The organism is Salinimicrobium sediminis (assembly GCF_900215295.1).
GTDB classification, from domain to species: Bacteria; Bacteroidota; Bacteroidia; order Flavobacteriales; family Flavobacteriaceae; genus Salinimicrobium; species Salinimicrobium sediminis.
The window spans coordinates 1,612,535-1,631,042 of record NZ_OCMF01000001.1 but is presented as its reverse complement, the minus strand read 5'-3'; the positions used below and the strand labels follow the sequence as shown (position 1 = coordinate 1,631,042).

General features: G+C 41.8%; 14 protein-coding genes. 3 read left to right on the top strand and 11 right to left on the bottom strand.

Annotated elements, in window-relative coordinates:
- The first annotated feature begins 1 nt into the window (after position 1).
- On the top strand, positions 2-2,017 hold the full coding sequence (locus CRO16_RS07560; protein ID WP_143544468.1) for a ComEC/Rec2 family competence protein: 2,016 nt from the start codon (positions 2-4) through the stop codon (positions 2,015-2,017).
- Positions 2,018-2,035: 18 nt separating this feature from the next.
- On the opposite strand, the gene CRO16_RS07555 is transcribed toward CRO16_RS07560, so the two are convergent.
- From CRO16_RS07555 to CRO16_RS07540, 4 genes are all read right to left on the bottom strand, one after another.
- Positions 2,036-2,587, bottom strand: a complete 552-nt coding sequence (locus CRO16_RS07555; protein WP_097055676.1) for a thioredoxin family protein — start codon at positions 2,585-2,587, stop codon at positions 2,036-2,038.
- Positions 2,588-2,679: 92 nt separating this feature from the next.
- Positions 2,680-4,467 (bottom strand): peptide MFS transporter, encoded by a 1,788-nt coding sequence (locus CRO16_RS07550; protein ID WP_097055675.1) that lies wholly within the window; start codon positions 4,465-4,467, stop codon positions 2,680-2,682.
- Complete coding sequence (locus CRO16_RS07545; protein ID WP_097055674.1) at positions 4,467-6,059, bottom strand: peptide MFS transporter; 1,593 nt, start codon at positions 6,057-6,059, stop codon at positions 4,467-4,469. Before CRO16_RS07545 ends, CRO16_RS07550 begins: the two co-directional genes overlap by 1 nt.
- Positions 6,059-8,260, bottom strand: coding sequence for a S9 family peptidase (locus CRO16_RS07540; RefSeq protein ID WP_097055673.1), 2,202 nt, complete (start codon positions 8,258-8,260; stop codon positions 6,059-6,061). The genes CRO16_RS07545 and CRO16_RS07540 overlap by 1 nt, the downstream gene beginning before the upstream one ends.
- Positions 8,261-8,461: 201 nt before the next feature.
- Between CRO16_RS07540 and CRO16_RS07535 the strand changes: the two genes are divergently transcribed.
- On the top strand, positions 8,462-9,775 hold the full coding sequence (locus CRO16_RS07535; protein ID WP_097055672.1) for a hydroxymethylglutaryl-CoA reductase, degradative: 1,314 nt from the start codon (positions 8,462-8,464) through the stop codon (positions 9,773-9,775).
- On the top strand, positions 9,775-10,689 hold the full coding sequence (locus CRO16_RS07530) for a GYDIA family GHMP kinase (RefSeq protein WP_097055671.1): 915 nt from the start codon (positions 9,775-9,777) through the stop codon (positions 10,687-10,689). Before CRO16_RS07535 ends, CRO16_RS07530 begins: the two co-directional genes overlap by 1 nt.
- A gap of 114 nt (positions 10,690-10,803) precedes the next feature.
- On the opposite strand, the gene CRO16_RS07525 is transcribed toward CRO16_RS07530, so the two are convergent.
- The 7 genes from CRO16_RS07525 to CRO16_RS07495 form a co-directional block, all read right to left on the bottom strand.
- Positions 10,804-12,924, bottom strand: a complete 2,121-nt coding sequence (locus CRO16_RS07525) for a peptidylprolyl isomerase (protein ID WP_097055670.1) — start codon at positions 12,922-12,924, stop codon at positions 10,804-10,806.
- A 98-nt stretch (positions 12,925-13,022) separates the two neighbouring features.
- A complete protein-coding gene (locus CRO16_RS07520; protein WP_097055669.1) occupies positions 13,023-14,309 on the bottom strand; it encodes a hemolysin family protein in 1,287 nt (428 codons plus the stop codon).
- A 5-nt stretch (positions 14,310-14,314) separates the two neighbouring features.
- Positions 14,315-14,506 carry a hypothetical protein gene (locus tag CRO16_RS07515; RefSeq protein ID WP_097055668.1) on the bottom strand — a complete coding sequence of 64 codons (192 nt, stop codon included), beginning with the start codon at positions 14,504-14,506 and terminating at the stop codon, positions 14,315-14,317.
- Entirely contained in the window at positions 14,503-15,069 is a 567-nt protein-coding gene (gene lptC / locus CRO16_RS07510; protein ID WP_097055667.1) for an LPS export ABC transporter periplasmic protein LptC, read from the bottom strand. Before lptC ends, CRO16_RS07515 begins: the two co-directional genes overlap by 4 nt.
- A gap of 1 nt (position 15,070) precedes the next feature.
- Positions 15,071-16,441 carry a hypothetical protein gene (locus tag CRO16_RS07505; protein WP_097055666.1) on the bottom strand — a complete coding sequence of 457 codons (1,371 nt, stop codon included), beginning with the start codon at positions 16,439-16,441 and terminating at the stop codon, positions 15,071-15,073.
- Positions 16,442-16,478: 37 nt separating this feature from the next.
- Entirely contained in the window at positions 16,479-17,726 is a 1,248-nt protein-coding gene (locus CRO16_RS07500) for a hypothetical protein (RefSeq protein ID WP_097055665.1), read from the bottom strand.
- Positions 17,723-18,454, bottom strand: a complete 732-nt coding sequence (locus CRO16_RS07495) for a type III pantothenate kinase (protein WP_097055664.1) — start codon at positions 18,452-18,454, stop codon at positions 17,723-17,725. The genes CRO16_RS07500 and CRO16_RS07495 overlap by 4 nt, the downstream gene beginning before the upstream one ends.
- Between the last annotated feature and the right edge of the window lie 54 nt (positions 18,455-18,508).

Here is an 18,508-nt window from a genome sequence, read left to right as displayed (position 1 = left end):
ATTGAACACCGCTATCATTCGACTTTGCCTTGTACTTTTTCTGGGCACAAGCATTGGATTTTACCTGGAACTGCCCCTTAAAATGGCATTTTTGGCCCTCCTGTTTGGGCTGTTGTTATTCGTGGTGGGATATTTTCGTGCCAAAAAGATATTATTCCCCGATGCTTTCTTCGGAAGTTGCACTTTCCTCCTCTTCTTTATCCTCGGAATTTTCGTTACCAGCCTTAATCTTCCGCAAAATCAGCCAAGGCATTATTTAAACTTAATTTCTTCGGAAGAATTTCCCCTCCTGCAGCTCCGCATCAAGGAATCCCTGAAGCCGGATCTCTACAATCACAAATTCATTGCTGAGGTTGTTTCAGTAAACGATCGTGGCACCCATGGAAAGGTGCTCCTGCTACACCCGAAAGATTCTCTAAAAATGCCATTTTTGGAAGGGGAAGAAATCATGGTTTCCGCACCTCCTGAAGTTATCCCCGCTCCTGTTAATCCTCATCAGTTCGATTATGCTGAATTCATGAGCAGGAAAGGAGTTTACAGGCAAATCAACCTTAGAAACGGAGCTTACAGGCAGGTTTCGGGTGAAAGTTCAGATCTCCAGACAACCGCCGCAAAACTCCGGAAGCAGATAACGACGGCATTACAGAAGAGGAATTTTGGAGCTGAAGAGCTGGCAATCGTCCAGGCACTGCTCCTGGGGCAGAAACAGGATATTTCAACCGAAACCTATAACAACTTCGCCGCAGCAGGGGCTGTTCATATTTTGGCTGTTTCAGGGCTGCATGTGGGGATCATTCTTCTAATTCTCAATTGGTTGTTTTCTCCATTTGACAGATTCAAAAAAGGTAAATTCCTGAAGACTTTGCTGGTAATCCTCTGTCTTTGGGGATTTGCAGTACTGGCAGGGCTGTCCCCGTCGGTGGTGCGTGCGGTGACTATGTTCAGCTTTGTTGCGGTGGGGATGCAGATCAAACGCCGCACCGGTACTCTGAATTCAGTTTTTCTATCATTAATGCTGCTGTTGCTCATCAAGCCGCAGTGGATCTTTGAAGTGGGATTTCAACTAAGTTATGCTGCTGTGATCTCCATTGTATTGCAAAGGCCGCTGCTGCTGGAACTATGGGAGCCTTCCAACAGAACCGGAAAATATTTTTGGGATCTGCTCACAGTAACCATAGCCGCACAAATGGGAGTTTTACCCCTTAGCTTGTATTATTTTCATCAATTCCCCGGACTCTTTTTCCTCTCCAACCTTATTATTCTACCATTCCTGGGGATAATTCTTATTTTGGGCGTGCTGGTGCTCATTTTAGCGTTGGCCGAACTCTTACCTTCTTTCATTGTCAAAGCTTACGAGTTCATCATCTCTGTGCTTAACACGACCGTTGAAGTAATAGCTTCGCAGGAAAAATTTCTATTCAGGGATATAACTTTCAGCCTGCCGGAAGTTTGGGCCTGGTATCTAATAATTTTTCTGACTTTCCTGTTATTGAAGAACTTCAGCTACAGAAAAATTCTGGCGGTGTTATCATCTGTAATTATAATTCAGACAGTGTATGTTGTCCAGCAGGTGAAGACAAAAGAGGAACTGATAGTCTTTCACAGAAACCGCAACACCATGATCGGGAGATCTGAAGAAAATAAATTGCAGCTTTACCACAATTCTTCAGGTGCGGTGGAGGATTTGGCTATAATCAAAAATTATAAAGTTGGGGAGGATATTTCGGAAGTTGAGCAAAAAACACTTCAGAATTTATATCTTCAAAAAGGCTATTTTTTGATCCTGCTGGACAGCACAGGAATCCTTCCGCAGCAAATTCCGCAGCAAAATCACTTACTGCTAAGTAACAGTCCAAAGATCAACCTGGTACGAGTGTTGGAGCGGGTAAAGCCTTCAGTGATAATTGCCGATGGCAGTAATTACAGATCTATCGTTGCTAAATGGCAGAAAACCGCCCGGGAGCACCAAATTCCTTTTCACTATACCGCCGACAAAGGGGCTTTCCGGTTAAAATAAAGGTCTTTTTAAGTCTTCCTAATTCGCAGGTTCGAATTCGTTCGTAAAGGAATCAGAATATTCTTTAAAAGCTTCGGGAGTATTGATCTGCTTATAATCTTCGTCCTTGAACAACTTCAGAAACAATTCTATTTGATGCGGATTACGATATCCGGGAATAGGCCCAATCAAATCCCCTTTTTCATCAAAGAAGACGAGACTGGGATAACCCGTTATTTTCATGGCCCGTGTAAACTGATGAGTACTGTTACGGCCCTTCCTGTTAGGATCATAATCGGGATTGGTGAAGGTAAGTTCCCTGTATCTTACTTCTTCAGTGCCTTCAGCATTGAATTTTACGGGATAATAATGTTTGTTGATATATTGGGCCACATCCTTATTGGAAAAAGTATTTTGATCCAGCAGCTTACAAGGCCCGCACCAGGTGGTATAGGCATCCATAAAGATCTTTTTAGGTTTCTTTTTCTGAGCCGCCAAGGCCTCATTCATAGTCATCCATTTGATCTCCTGGGAGATCCCCGAAGACACAGCGGCAACAAGGATCAAAAATGTAAGTATATATTTTTTCATGCTTTTTCTTCCATCTACTCAATAGTCGTACCTAATTTATAAAAAATAACGCCCTCTTGAAGAGGGCGCAAAAATATATTTTTTGACCGGTTTTATTTCACTCCATGCATTAGTTTCTTGAGTAATGGATTAAGCAAGGCTACAATAATTCCCGCAGAAATTGGCACTACGGTAAAGATAAGGAAGAAGGCCGACAGGCTGTACTGTTCTGTAATTTCATTGATCATTCCCCCAAACGAACCCGCAAGCTTATTACCTATAGCAATGGCAAGGTACCACATCCCAAACATAAAGGCAATCATTCTAGCAGGTACCAGTTTACTAACGTATGATAACCCCAAAGGAGATAAGCACAGTTCGCCCAAAGTATGGAAAAGATAGGCCAGAATAAGCCAAACCATGCTTACTTTGGCACCTTCGGCCACTCCTGAAGATCCAAAAGCCAGTAATCCAAATCCAAGACCTAGAAGGATAAGTCCAAAGCTGTACTTCCATGCAGCTGAAGGATTGTATTTGCTTTCCCACCATTTTGAAAAGAAAGAAGCAAAAACAATAATGAAAAAGGAGTTAAGAATACTGAACCAGGACACGGTGATCTCTGTAGTATCTCCCTGGAATTCCCTAACCAACATCCATATTACAATCGCCCAGATCAATCCGAAGCATATCACGAGAACGATATTCGAACCCAGCACCTGCTTGTAGGTTTGTTTCCAAAGCAAGTACAGCACCCATGTTATGATCATAAGTGGAATTACGGTAAGCAGGGTATTGAATATATTAAACATGGTAGCTCCTCCTCCCACCAACACTCTGTCTACAGAATCCCTGGCAAAGATGATTAAAGAAGTTGCACCCTGCTCGAAAGACATCCAGAAGAAAACTGTAAAAAAGGCAAATATGATCACTGCGATCATTCTGTCCCGAACCACTTTTGCATACCTGGCGATCCTGGAAATAACCAGCACAAGGAACAACACCAGACCAATCAATGCCAATGCCAGGGGTCCTGAAAATGGCTCTCCCTGAAAGTCAAAAGGCATCACTGCCGGAAGCAGGTTTAAGTCTGCTATCCTGGAGACAGGATCATTAATGAGGTAAAGAAATCCAATTACAGAAGTGGCCAGGACAAGGATCTTATCTAAAAGGGTAAAAGGATTATGCCCGTGATCTTTAATTCCTGAAGCTTCTTCTTTTTTAAATTCTTCAGCTTTTTTAGCTTTATCGGGTACCCCCCCTATGTTTCCGAAAAGAGGTTTTGCCAACCAAAATTGTAAGGTTCCCAGCAACATGAAAATTCCGGCCAGCCCAAAGCCCCAGCTCCAGCCAACTCTTTCGGCCAGATAGCCGCAAAGCATCATTCCGAAGAAAGCACCCGCATTCACACCCATGTAAAAGATGGTATAGGCCCCATCCTTTTTATCGGGCTTCCCGTCATACATTTCAGAAATTATGGAAGTGATATTGGGTTTAAAAAATCCCGTACCAATAACAAGCAGACCAAGCCCAAAATATAATGAAAACTCCGTTTCAATAGCCATAGAGGCATGTCCCAAGGTCATGATCGCCGCACCAATGACCACCGCCCAGCGATAACCGGTGATCTTATCGGCAATTATACCTCCGGCAATAGGTGTTAAATAGAGCAAACCCGCATAGGTTCCAAAAAGGGCTCCGGCATTCTCTGCACTCCAGCCCCATCCGGGATTGTCTACCCCTACGATAGCCATCGTAAGAAAGTTAATGAGCAGTACTCTCATTCCGTAGAAAGAGAATCGCTCCCACATTTCTGTAAAGAAAAGAACGAAAAGGCCGGCGGGATGACCTAATACTTTTGATTTAAAAAAATCATGTTCTGCCGCAGGAACCGTTGCTGCCATTACCTTCTTCTTTTAGTATCTTCTTTATCTACAAGATCCTCATCTCCAAGTTCAAAATTCTCCTGCTGAGGCAACTCTCTTTCTTCATCTTCAACTCCGTGAGTAAGACGCTTAAGAGGCTTAAGCATAAGCAAAACAATAATGGCAAAGGCTACTGTAAAAATTGTTATACCAAGGAAGATGGTTCCGTCCCCGGCTTCAGAAGAAAATTCTCCCACAATACCGGCAACTTTGTTCCCAAGACCTGTAGCTGCGAAATAAACTCCCATCATTAAAGATGCATACTTTACCGGCGCAAGCTTGGTTATGAAAGAAAGTGCTACCGGCGAGGAACTTAATTCCCCAATAGTGTGGAACAAATATGCCAGTACCAACCAGTACATGGCTGAAGCTCCATCATTCTGGAATTCCATAGAAGCAAAGACCATGAAAATAAATCCAAGACCCATAATAGCTACCCCTATTGCCATTTTAAAGATAGAGGAAGCTTCTTTGCTCTTTAATTTTCGTTTAGCCCAGAAATTCGCTACGATCACACCAAAGATGATGATGAACAAGGCATTAAGCGACTGGAACCAGGAAGCAGGTACTTCGCTACCTATTAATGGCAGACTAAAAGGCAAGGATCTGTCAGTTTTTTCAAGGGCATAAATATTCATAAGACCACCGGCCTGTTCAAAAGCTCCCCAGAAAACTATTACCAGGATGAAGGAAAGCAGCATCACTACGTAACGGTCCTTCATTACCTGTGAGGTAAGATCTTTGTAAACCATCAACATCATCGCGGTAACCAGCGTGAGGAAAATAAACAGGAATCCATAAGCAAGATCTTCGGCCAGCAACCAGTAAATAGAAAATGCCATCAAAAGGGCAGTTATGGTTAACTGTACCGGAGATTTGAAAAGATCTGTGAACATTCCTCCAAAGGAAGCTCCCGAATCTCTTTCGGCTTTAGAAAGCAGGTTCCCTACCTCCACCAGGTACTTTTGACCCCAGAGGTAAACCAATAATCCAAAAGCCATGGCTATTCCGGCAAGGCCAAAGCCCCAGTGCCATCCAATGTTTTCTCCCACATATCCAACGATCAAAGAGGAAAGAAAAGCTCCCAAATTGATCCCGATGTAGAAAATGGTAAAACCTTTATCTCTTCTAATATCTCCTTCTTTGTAGAGACCTCCCACCATGGTGGAAATATTTGGCTTAAGCATTCCTACCCCGGCGATGATCAAACCAAGACCGGTATAAAAGGCCCACATTTCTTCGACAGCCAGAATACCGTGACCGGCAACAAGGATAATCCCACCCCAAAGCACAGCTTTTTTCTGTCCAAGTAACTTATCTGCGATGATCCCACCTGGAATAGATGCGACATATACCAACATGGTATACCATCCATAAAGGGCCAAAGCTTCGGCATTGGTCCAGCCAAGCCCGGCATTACCGCCCTGGGTAGCACTTACAAGATAAAGAACCAGGATTGCACGCATTCCATAGTAGGAGAAGCGTTCCCACATCTCTGTGAAAAATAAAACATATAGACCTACCGGATGCCCAAAGAGTTCACGGTTTTGCGGTGCTGTTGTTGCTGCCATTATAGGGAGGATTTAATATTAGGATTAACTTTTAAATTTTCTTCAATAAAATTTGTCATAAGTGTGTAAAGGTGCAGACGGGTATTACCGCCGTAAATTCCATGATTTTTATCCGGATAGATCGCCCAGTCAAATTGTTTATTTGCCTGCACAAGAGCCTCGATCATTCTCATAGTATTCTGCACATGTACATTGTCGTCACCAGTACCATGCACCAGGAGGTAATCTCCTTTCAATTTTTCCACATGATTTATAGGGGAATTCTCATCATAGCCAGAGGGATTCTCCTGAGGCGTGGTCATATATCTTTCGGTATAGATGCTGTCATAGAATCTCCAGCTGGTCACGGGAGCGACCGCAATAGCCATTTTATAAACATCATTCCCTTTTAAAAGGGCATTTGAAGACATGAATCCTCCATAGCTCCAACCCCAAATCCCCATGTTCTCTGAATCAATATATTCTCTCTCCCCAAGAATTCTAGCAGCCTCAATAATATCTTCTACTTCATACTTTCCAAGCTCCTTTTGAGTCACTTTCTTAAAAGCGGCTCCTTTATAGCCTGTTCCCCGAGGATCGATCCCTACAACTATATATCCTTTCCCGGCAAGCATCTGGTACCAGTAGTCATTGGTACCATGAAAACGGTTCCCTACCTCCTGAGAGCCCGGTCCAGAATACTGAGCGATGAACAACGGATATTGTTTGGTCTCATCAAAATTTGCAGGCTTGATCATCCACATGTTCAGGTCTTCTCCATTTACAGCAAGAGTGGAAAATTCCTTCGGAACAAATTTGTAGTCGGCCATTTGCTTTAACAGCTTTTGGTTATCGAGGATCTCCCTCACCAGTTTTCCGTCTTTCGCGCGGTGCAGTGTGAATTCATACGGCGTGGTGGCACTGTTGAAGCTGTTGATGAAATAAGTATAATCTGCACTAAAGTCGGCGCTGTTCTGCCCCACTTTATCGGTGAGTTGTTTTTTATTCTTTCCGTTGGCTTTGATCGAAAAGACATCCCGGTTGATGCTTCCATTCTCGGTACTCTGGAAGAAAATAGTTTTTGATTTAGGATCGAATCCGTAATAATTTGTCACCTCCCAGTTTCCTCTGGTCACCTGGTTCTTCAATTTTCCGGACTTGTCGTAATGATAAATATGGTTCCACCCATCTTTTTCACTGGTCCAGATAAAACTGTTGTCTTCCAAAAAGGTCAAATTGTCGGTGACATCAACGTAAGCCTCATCTTTTTCGGTAAGGACAATTTTTGCTTCATTGGTTTTAGCGTTGATAAAGAAGAGGTCGAGCACATTCTGGTGACGGTTGAGTAGCTGAGCACTCAGGATGTCGGCATCATTGGTCCACTTTATTCGCGGAATGTAGAAATCCTCGTAATCTCCCAGATCGGCATCTGAAATAGTGTTTTTCTGAAGGTCATAAATATGCAGAGAAACATCAGAATTCTTTTCACCTGCCTTCGGGTATTTAAAAGTCGTTTTTGAAGGATAAAGATCTTGCCCAAATACATCCATGGAAAATTCCGGAACTTCGGATTCATCGAACCTCAAAAATGCAATTTTGTCGCTGTCTTTATTCCATTCGAATGCGCGGACAAAAGAGAACTCTTCTTCATAAACCCAGTCTGTAACTCCATTGATGATCTTATTCCATTCCCCATCTGTGGTCACCTGAGTAACTTCTCCGGAAGCCAGATCTTTTACATAAATATTATTTTCAAAGACATAAGCTACTTTTTCACCGTTGGGAGAAAGCGTGGGTTCTTTGATCTTGTCTTCAGAAATTTTCTGAAGCTCCTTTGATTTGAGATCATAGACATAGAAAATTCCGCGGGTAGAGTGACGGTAGATAGACTCAATCTCTGTTCCCAGGATAAGCTTATTTTCGTTATCGCTGAATTCGTAGCCGGAAAAATATTGAATTCCGTCAAGATCCCCACTGTTTAATATTGTACGGGTCTTTTTTCCTGTCTCATAAGAGAACACGTCTATTGAAGAAGTGCCTGATTCCCTATCGAAATTAAGAACAACATATTCATTTCCGTTATTAAGAGATCGAAGAGATTCCATCCTTTCCTGGCGAAAAGTACCTCCCCATATATCTTCAAGTGTAATGTCTTTTTTTTGTGCAGTAAGCAGCGTCGTGGCCGAAAGAAAAAAGGCCAAAAGCCCGTAGGTCAACTTCATCAAAGTGCTATTAAAATTTTTGCTTGCCAAGTTTACTAAAAATTCAGCTAAAAATAGGGTTTTACGGTGTTAAATCATAAGGACTTGTTAAAGGATTTACCCGTCCCCTAAAATTATATTTTTTTGAAGATTCCTGAAAGGAAGAAGGTTTACTGCTTTTGTTTGAGGAGTTGTATCTTTGCCACTCCAAATTTTAATGAAATGACAGATCCTATCCCGGGCTTCTCAAAACTTACCAAAGAGGAGAAAATTGAATGGTTAAGCAACACCTACCTGGCTAATAATCCGGAAGCAAAAAATATCCTTCAGCAATATTGGAATCCTAACGCCAACCTGCAGCAGCTTCATGAGGAGTTTACAGAAAACACCCTTTCAAATTATTATTTACCCTTTGGGCTCGCTCCAAACTTCCTTATCAATAATGAGCTTTACGCCATTCCCATGGCTACCGAAGAAAGTTCTGTAATTGCAGCAGCCAGTAAAGCAGCAAAATTTTGGGGTAAGCGCGGCGGATTCAAAGCCGAGGTTTTAGGCACTCAAAAAATCGGACAGGTGCATTTCATGTACCAGGGAGATAAATCAAAACTTCCCGATTTCTTTCTGCACGTAAAGCCGAGGTTGCTGGAGACGGTCGCTCCCCTAACCAAAAATATGGAAAAGCGCGGCGGCGGCGTCATCAACCTGGAACTTCGGGATAAAACGACACTTTTGGGAGATTATTTTCAGCTGCACTGCACCTTTGAAACCAAAGATTCCATGGGTGCAAATTTTATCAATTCCTGTCTCGAAAGGTTTGCTGAAACTTTTAAAGCTGAAGCCGCTGTCTACGAAAATTTCTCAGCTTCTGAAAAAGATATTGAGATAGTGATGAGCATACTGTCAAATTACGTACCCGACTGTATTGTGAGAGCTGAAGTTTCCTGCGATGTGAAGGAACTGGCAGATCATGAAATGAGCGGAGAGGATTTCGCGGCAAAATTCGTCAGGGCATTAAAAATTGCTGAAGCCGAACCTTACCGGGCGGTGACCCACAATAAAGGGATCATGAACGGGATAGATGCAGTAGTATTATCAACCGGAAATGACTTTAGAGCCGTGGAGGCAGGAATTCATGCTTACGCTTCAAAAGATGGAAAATACACCAGCCTTTCTCATGCCGATGTTCGGAATGGAAAATTCAGGTTTTGGATGGAAATTCCGTTGGCCCTGGGGACTGTGGGGGGCTTAACAGGTTTACATCCTCTTTCCAGGATCGCATTAGAGATCCTTCAGAAGCCATCGGCACCCGATCTAATGAAGATCGTAGCCGCCGCCGGACTTGCACAAAATTTTGCAGCCGTAAGATCCCTGATCACTACGGGAATTCAGCAGGGGCACATGAAAATGCACCTAATGAACATCCTCAATCAGCTAAACGCTACTCCGCAGGAAAAAGAGGTCCTTGTGAAACATTTTAAAGTTCATAACGTATCCCATAGTGCAGTAGAAGAACAACTGGAAAAACTGAGAAGTTAATGCAAAAGTTTCACAGTCACGGTAAATTGCTTATTACAGGAGAATACGTGGTACTGGATGGCGCTGTTGCCCTTGCTTTACCTACAAAATTCGGGCAGCAGATGGAGGTGACAGAGATCCCGGAAACGGTGATCGAATGGAAAAGCCTTGACCGGGAAGATAAAGTCTGGTTTGAAGACAGCTTTAAAATATCAGACCTTAATCAGGAAGTGCTCCCAACATCTGAAGTGTCAAAAATGTTGTTTCTGGCACTTCGTTCTGCTGCAAAGAGGAATCAGCAGCTTTTTAAAGGAGAGAAAGGATATCAAATTATAACTAAAACAGATTTTCCGCGGGAATGGGGGCTGGGAACTTCCTCTACGCTTATAGCAAACCTGGCAAAGTGGACAGATGTTGATGCTTTTGAGCTCCTTGAGACAACTTTTGGAGGCAGCGGATATGATGTTGCCGTGGCCCTGCAGGGAAGTGCTATAACCTACCGCAGAACGCCTGCAGAAAATGTCATTTTTAAGGCCACTTTTGATCCGCCTTTTAAAGACAGGTTATTTTTTGTCTTTTTAAATAAAAAACAGAATAGCCGGGAATCCATTGTTCACTACCGGCAGCAGGAAAAAGCAACATTGGACATTGCAATTGAAAAGATCTCTAATCTCACCCAAAGCATACTTACCTGCACTACCCTTGCTGAATTCGAACTGCTTATTGAGGTCCACGAAAGCATCATCTCAACACTTACAGGCTTAAAAAAGGTAAAAAATGAGTTATTCCCGGATTATCCAGGCGCTGTAAAAAGCCTGGGCGGTTGGGGTGGAGATTTTGTATTGGCAACAGGAAGTGACGAGGATATGGAATATTTCAGGAAAAAAGGTTATTCTACCATCCTCTCCTTTGAAGAAATGATCCTTTCAAATTAATCCTGATTTCACCTTCCCCACCGCCCGAGATTATATTCCCGTAAATTATAACTGAGGCAAAACAAAAAACCCTTCCAGGCTGTGGAAGGGTTTGATATTATAAGAAAAAGAATCTTAATAGAACCTTGCGCGGTTATCCTCGATCTCTGCGTTCTCTTTTAAAGCTTCGAATACTTCAGTATTTACTGTAGTTCTTCTGGCAGCTGCTTCCCTCGAAGCATAAGGCCTGTAAGAGTCAAGCTTTGGAGCCTCAGTCTTTTGAAGCACCTTAACCACAAATACTCCTTTTTCACCTGCAATTGGTTTACTTACCGCACCCTGTTCAAGAGCAAAGGCTGTACCAACCACCTTAGGTTCATTACCTACACCCGGAAGCGTTGGATTGTTACGGTTCACGGAACTGGCAGAGTTCACCTCCACACCCTGATTCTGCGCGATTTGCTGCAGATCATTTCCGGAAATTTTACTTTTAATTATTTCGGCTTTCTTTTGCTTCTGAAGGATAGGGATCACTGTAGAAGAAGCTGATTCAACAGATTTCAGGCCTTTTTCATTTACCGCAGTCACCTGGGCAACCACGTATCCGCCAGAAACTTCAAATCTTTTGATATCTCCAACTTCAACTCCATCTTCAAAAGCCCATTGAACAATCCTTCTTTGGGATCCTAACCCCGGAATGCTTTCTTCTAATTGCTGAATATCCTTAACCGGTCTTACCTCTTTTTCATTCGCTTTGGCAAGCTCTTCAAAATCTCCTTCTTTGGCATCAAGTTCGAAATTGGTCACTTCGGCAAACAATGCATTCATTGATTTTTCTGAAGGTTCAATTGCTCTTGAAATGGTAGCCAACTTAATTGCTTTCTCCCTGTCTGTTTGCTCCTGAATGTTTATTACGTGGTATCCAAACTGAGTCTCAACAACACCGATTGTTCCCTCGTTGTTGGTGAAAACAAAATCATTGAATGCAGGAACCATCATTCCCGGTGAGAACCAGCCAAGATCTCCACCATCTTCTTTGTTAGAGGCATCAGCTGAAAATTCTGAAGCCAGTTCAGCAAATTTTGCGCGGTCATTCTTCACCACATTGCTGATACTATCGGCAAGGGCTTTAGCTTCTTCTTTTGTCCTTGTCACCTGTCCACCTACAGGAGATCCCTGCCATGCCACAAGAATGTGCGCAGCTTTAGAGGAATCAGGAATTTGAGCAGTTTCTATAAGTCTTGATACTCTCCAGGAACCGTTGAACTGAAAAGGTCCATAGATCTCTCCTTCTCCAAGATTGAATAATGAATCTGCATGCTCTGCAGGCAATTGATCTTTAAAAACAAAACTGTTCAGGAATTTTTGATCTGAATTTTCATTTACGAAGGTTTCGTATTCAGAAGTATTAGAGAATCCGGCAACAGTATCATTTGATTTGGTAACCGCATTAAATTCTACACGGCTGTTAAGCAATCCTTCAAGATCCTTTCTTACTTCCTGCTCATCTTCAGGAGAAGCTGTTTCTTCGAAGAAGACATAACGAATATCCCTGGTAGCTTCCGAAGAAAATTTTTCAGGGTTTGCTTCAATATATTTACGGATATCAGATTTTGAAATTTCAACTTCAGAATCATCTACAGAAGAATAAGGGATCTGTACGAATTCCATATCCACATTGTCATTGGCGAATCTGTAAGACTGTTCTCCTTCAAGAAGGGTGGCGCCTACTCCTGCTCTTACCAGGTTAAGATAGATCTGCTCCCTGGCAGACTCGGCAATATTATTTTCATAATCCAACCACTGCTGGTAAGCCTGCGGGGAAGTGGACTTTAAAGTTGCAACATATTCACGCAGCCTGTTCTCATCAAACATTCCTGCTTCGTTAACGAAATTTGGGTTATTACCCATTTCCTGTCTCAACATCTCTTTCACCTGAGCTTCTTCCACGCGAATTCCCAGTTCTTCCAACTGCTCTTCCATTAACGCCCTTCTCACATTAAGGTCCCAAACCATGTTCACAGCCTGTGAAGTAGTGGCATTAGGCCCAAGATTGCGTTGGTAGGCTTCTACCTGCCTCGCGAACTGCTCTCTTTCAATATCTTCTCCATTAATTGTCGCAATGGTGTTTTGAGATTTTTGAGAAACCATACCACCATTCCTAATCACATCGGCCAGGACGAATGAGAAAAGTGCCAGAGCGATGATCACGATCAGGAAAACCGAACGTTGCCTAATTTTATTTAATACTGCCATTATCTATGTTGTTAATTCTGAAATACAGGGGGCGAAAATAACGTTTTTAGCTTTATTAAAAAACTATAAATCTTCAAAATGTGAGGAAAAACTTAAAATTAATCAACAGGCTTAACAATCACCTCGACAAGCTCAATCCGGGTGTTGGATACCTCTTTGATATGAAAGGTGAAATTGTCTATTTCTACAACTCCATCCTTAGGCGGTATCTCTTCTGTATGATCTAATATATATCCTCCTAAGGTTTCGTAATTCTCCTCAATTGGGATATCAAGCTTATAGATCTCATTGAGATAATCTACCTCCAGCCTGGCAGCGAAAAGATACCTGTTGTCGTCCAGCTTTTCTTCAATAAGCACCACCGGATCATGTTCATCCTCGATCTCACCGAACAATTCTTCGACGATGTCTTCCACGGTCATCATACCGCTGGTCCCACCGTACTCGTCGATAACAACTGCGATACTTTTTCGTTTTTTGATGAGGATGTTGAGCACATCTTTTACAAGCATGGTTTCAGGAACAAAAACCACCGGCAAAAGAATAGATTTTATAGTCGACGGCTTTTTAAATAGCTCAAAAGAGTGGATATAACCGATAATATCATCAATATTTTCCCGGTAGACCAGGATTTTTGAAAGTCCGGTAGCTGTAAAATTCTGTACCAGCTCTCTTGGATCTGTCGTAATCTCTACTGCCACTATTTCGGTTCGGGGGATCATCACTTCCCTGGATTTCACTTCAGAAAATTCCAGGGCGTTCTGAAAGATCTGGATTTCTGAATCAATCTCCTGGTCGTGTTCCACCTTTTCCATCTGTTCACTTATATAGTTCCCCAGCTCTACCTTAGTAAAGGCCAGTTGCACTTCATCTCCCTCTGTTTTAAAAAACCACTTAAGCACAAGATCCGAGATCCAGATCACAAAGGAGGAGATGAAACTAAAAAGCAGGTAGAACAAATAAGCCGGTAAGGCAAAAAACTTCAGCAGAAAATTGGCATAGATCTGAAAAAATACTTTCGGAAGAAATTCGGCAGTAAGAAGAATGATAAGAGTGGAAATGATCGTTTGGGTGAGCAGGCTTAAATTGGTAAGCAGATAGATCACTATTTCATTCCTGAAATATGCCGGGTTAAGGAGTTCCATGAGCAGGTCTCCCATAAAAAAACCATAGACTACCAGAGCAATATTGTTACCTACCAACATTGTTGCAATAAACTTGGAAGGTTTTCGGGTTAGCCGCGTTAGCACTTTTGCCAGGAAATCATTCTGCTTTTTTTCGATCTCTACATGGATCTTATTGGCAGAAACATAAGCGATCTCCATCCCTGAAAAGAATGCTGAAAGGACAAGAGAAATAAGAATGATGACAATTTCGTAGGTCATATTACCTATTTATTCCTGTTGCCATATTTATGCCTGAAGTGCCTTCTAAAGAAGAACATAAAAATGCCAACAGCCACAAAAAAGAGGAAGAGATAAGCCTGCGTGCGCTGCTCATTCCATATGATTACGGCTTCATACAAGAAAAATGCCGCCGCCGCCAGGTATGCAAATTCGAAAAATTTTGAAAATTTCATCATGGTGTTTCTTCTTCTAAAATTTGCACTCCCACATTAGACCTCGATCGGAAATTAGTGAATTCCTGATTACTATCAAAGCCCTGGCCTTTATTACGGGCACCGTTCTTAAACTTTATTGTATTAGGATGGTCTGTAAATACCCAGTTATTGGTTTGATCCCAATAGAGTTGATCGGCAGTTAATTCTGTGCTGTCACTGGTGATAACCACAACGTTCCCCTGTAGATCGATGAGGCCGGTTTCGTTGTAGATAACTCCATAGTTGGCTGTTACTGTATTCTTTTTTCGCTCCTCATCATAGAATTCCACCATAAGGCCTTCCGGAAATTCACGATAAGGGAAATTTTTATTGGAATAATCTTTCATTTTTTCACTTTTGAGAGTAGCTACTACCCTGCCGGAATCGGTGTATTTCAAGTTAATACCCTGACCAATTGCCTGTGGTGCATCTTCGGGCATTTCCATTTGCCGTACCCCTTTAAGATTTCCCTCACATGAAAAAAGCATTGTCACGAAAAGTATCGTGACAATGCCTGTAAAACTATTCCTGTATGTTATTTTCATACTACAAATTAGGTACGCGTACGCTTTCTCCTATCCAACAACCAATGCTAATGGTTTTACCCTGCATGTCATTCTGGAAGATATCGCTTTTTTGTGGAGCTCTACCTCTGTAGGCTGCTGCGGTTTCGTTTGCAGTTCCGCTTATTGAAGGATCTACTCTCCCTGCTCTATCTGCGTATTCTGCAGCTTTCCAGTAAACAGCTCTTTTCTCAAAGGCAGTGTTCCCACAGTTATTAGCGCTTTGTCCTATCATATTGGCAATTTGCAGGTAAGCTCTACCAAACGAAGGCTTAGCATCTACAGCTTTGCGATAGAAGTTTCTTGCCTGACCAAACTGACCTTTTTCTTTGTATTGGTTGGCAATTCTATAATAGATATTTGCTCTTGTAGAAGGATCTTTTTGAAGCTCCGCAGCCTGATTGTAATACTGAAGTGCCTTTGCCTGGTTTCCTTCAGATTCAGCCAGCTGTCCTAAAGAATAGGCAGAACTTGCAGATGGCTCTAACTTATGAAGTGCTTCAGAAACTTTTACGAACAATGGATCTTCTGTACAATCTTTGGCAGATAGCCTGCTGTTTACACGCTTCAACCATTCGGTATCACCTTTTTTAGCATCAAAGTCTTTGCTGTATAAAGGTATAAGATTATCACAGTCTGCACGTTGACCTAATTTTGCATTGATACTACCTTTAACGGCGCTATAGGCTTTTAGGTTAGTTTCATATGCATTAAGTCTTTTTTGCTCCTTATCTGTCAGCTGCTCGCCGGCTTCCTGCTTTTCTAATAATTTAGCAAGTCCTTCTGCAGTCTCATTTTCCTGCTCTTCAAGTTTTGCTGTTACCACATCATAGCTGTCAAAAACATCCTGAAGATCTTTTTTTCCTGCATCCTGTAGCTCAACGAGCAAGTAAAAATAAGTATACAAAGATTTTGCATTTAGGCTGTTATCATCAGCCTTAAAAGCTTTATCAAATGCTTCAAATTGTTCTTCTGTTGTACCAATTTTAGCATCGTACATTAGCTGGGCTATGTCTGCATTGATCTCTCCTGCATCAGTTTTAGCAGGAAAATACTGAAGCCTTTCTTTATATAGCTTCATCAGATCTTCTGCAATGGCTGCTTTTTCACCATCTGGTGCTTTATCCAACCTGTCTTTTAAGATCCTCTCGCCATATTGATAAGTTACAATACTGTATGATGGACAATCTTTTCTTAGTTGCTGAATTCTTGGGTAAGCAGCATCATAATTATTGGCTTTAGCATCGCTATAAGCAAGAGAGGCAGTAGTAGCACACTCCTGATTTGCCTGTGCCTGCAAGGCTCCTGTACCCAGTAGAACCCCCGAAAGAAAAAGTATTACCTTGGTTTTCATAGTAAAAGTTTTAGTGCTGATTTAGTATAGTATGTGATTATTCGAAACGTCTTTTGATAAACCATCTGTCATTCAACGAGATGCTTATCATAGCATTAAAAAAGTTCTCTTGAATTAAACCCGAATCTTTCGTACCGCGCTGTCCATACTCGATTCCAAGGTTGATATTCGATAACAATTGTCCTGCTGGTAGTCCTAATCCAAAAGCTATGCCAAACTCATTAATTGATTCTCCATTGAGGCTCAATCCCGTCTCCTCCATTCTCAATCCCCCTCTGTAAACTATACGGCTAAAGTAGCTGGTAAGGGAATTATAATTAGGTATAAAATATCCTCCTACGCTGTACCTCGCAGCTTTGTCATAAGCAGCTCCTTCAAGATCAAAGGATCTGTTGCTAAAGACACCCGCCTCTGTAGTGGAATATTCACCCCCTACAAACCAGGATCTTGGTTTTCCAATCCCCGCACCCACAGTAAGATTTGCTGGCACGGTAAGTTCTGAATCGGCCACATCAAGATTTCTTACATCAACTGCGACCTCCTGCCCCTGGGGACCAAAAAGTATGGTAGCAAGTTCTCTTTTATTTTCAGCATCAAGGTTGATCTCCGGGCTATAATAAGCTCCGAATTTGAACTGCAGGTTTTCACTTAACATCCGCTCATAATCCAATCCCACTTTATAGCTAAAACCTCCAAGGTCACTTCTGTTCAATTCCCTACTTCCGTATTGAAGACCCTCACGAATTAGAATATTTTTATTTTGAATATTTCCGAAGTTATAATTCAAATCTACTCCTATTCTAATATTGGTATTAACAGAATATCCCGCAGAAAGAAAAACCTTGTTTAATCCGCCTTTTCCGGAGAATCTACCTGCCCGGCCTTCTTCTTCATTAATATCGAGAATATTATACCCAACAGATGTATAAGGAATTAATCCAAAACCAAAACCGAATTTCCCGGCGGGTATGCCAATAGCCAAATAGTCCAGGGAAGTTGTATTCGCGGTGGCACTTTCTGTATCCGATTTCATATTAACAGACACATTGCTCGCACCAAGGGTATACGTGGTAAGTCTTAAATTTCCGTAAGCAGCTGGGTTTTGCAGATTTACGTGAATACTATCTGAAAATACACTAAGACCCCCCATTGATTTATTTTCCACTGTCCCCCTAAAAGTATTCAACCCTAAACCATAGAAAGAATAGGGAGAAGAGGTTCGCTCCTGAGCGGTCGTAATCACTGAAAATAAAATGAATACGATTATTAAAAATCGTTTTGTCATTGATCGATATTAAATTCGAGAATATAATTTAAGCCCTCCAACAAGAAATTAGAGTTCGCAAATATGCCATTTTTTAAGTTTATAGACAAAAAACTTGCGTCTCCACCTGTAATAATTGTAATTAAATTTCTATATCGGTTGGAATAGGTGTGGATTATTCCCTCAATTTCCATCACTGTGCCTTGCTGAACTCCCGATCTTATAGAAGAAATTGTGGAATCTCCAATCAGGTCACATGTTCCTTCTGCTTCCACCAAGGGCAAATTTGCGGTAAAAGAATTCAATGCCCGAAACCGCATTTTTAAGCCCGGGGAAATTCCGCCGCCAAGATATTCGTCGGCAGCATTTTTAAAATCATAGGTAATACAGGTTCCTGCATCTATCACCAGCACGTTTTGCGCAGGATAATTTTTTACTGCTGCAGCTACCAAAGCTTTTCTATCATTTCCAAGGGTAGCCGGTGTTGCATACAGGTTTTTGAAAGGAAGAGGTGTTGCTGCGGAAAGCTCCACCAGTTTTACCCGCTGCTGAAGTTTTTCCGGAAGTCTGAAGCTTACTGAAGAAACGTTCGAAACCACGACTTTATTGATTGGGAAGTATTCTTTAAAAAGATTATATATAATTTCTGACACTAACTCTTGTTCGACAACTTCTTTTCTCAACAGTTCATTCTTCTGAAAAACAGCCAGTTTAGCAACAGTATTCCCAATATCTATAATGAGGTTCATAAGCGGGTGCTTGAAAAAGCTAAAATACAAAAGCATTTTTTTTCATTTTCCTTT

Coding starts and splice junctions, on each gene's coding strand:
- CRO16_RS07555 (WP_097055676.1), bottom strand. CDS start 2,587: ATGAAAAAATATATACTTACATTTTTGATCCTTGTTGCCGCTGTGTCT.
- CRO16_RS07550 (WP_097055675.1), bottom strand. CDS start 4,467: ATGGCAGCAACGGTTCCTGCGGCAGAACATGATTTTTTTAAATCAAAA.
- CRO16_RS07545 (WP_097055674.1), bottom strand. CDS start 6,059: ATGGCAGCAACAACAGCACCGCAAAACCGTGAACTCTTTGGGCATCCG.
- CRO16_RS07540 (WP_097055673.1), bottom strand. CDS start 8,260: ATGAAGTTGACCTACGGGCTTTTGGCCTTTTTTCTTTCGGCCACGACG.
- CRO16_RS07535 (WP_097055672.1), top strand. CDS start 8,462: ATGACAGATCCTATCCCGGGCTTCTCAAAACTTACCAAAGAGGAGAAA.
- CRO16_RS07530 (WP_097055671.1), top strand. CDS start 9,775: ATGCAAAAGTTTCACAGTCACGGTAAATTGCTTATTACAGGAGAATAC.
- CRO16_RS07525 (WP_097055670.1), bottom strand. CDS start 12,924: ATGGCAGTATTAAATAAAATTAGGCAACGTTCGGTTTTCCTGATCGTG.
- CRO16_RS07520 (WP_097055669.1), bottom strand. CDS start 14,309: ATGACCTACGAAATTGTCATCATTCTTATTTCTCTTGTCCTTTCAGCA.
- CRO16_RS07515 (WP_097055668.1), bottom strand. CDS start 14,506: ATGATGAAATTTTCAAAATTTTTCGAATTTGCATACCTGGCGGCGGCG.
- lptC (WP_097055667.1), bottom strand. CDS start 15,069: ATGAAAATAACATACAGGAATAGTTTTACAGGCATTGTCACGATACTT.
- CRO16_RS07505 (WP_097055666.1), bottom strand. CDS start 16,441: ATGAAAACCAAGGTAATACTTTTTCTTTCGGGGGTTCTACTGGGTACA.
- CRO16_RS07500 (WP_097055665.1), bottom strand. CDS start 17,726: ATGACAAAACGATTTTTAATAATCGTATTCATTTTATTTTCAGTGATT.
- CRO16_RS07495 (WP_097055664.1), bottom strand. CDS start 18,454: ATGAACCTCATTATAGATATTGGGAATACTGTTGCTAAACTGGCTGTT.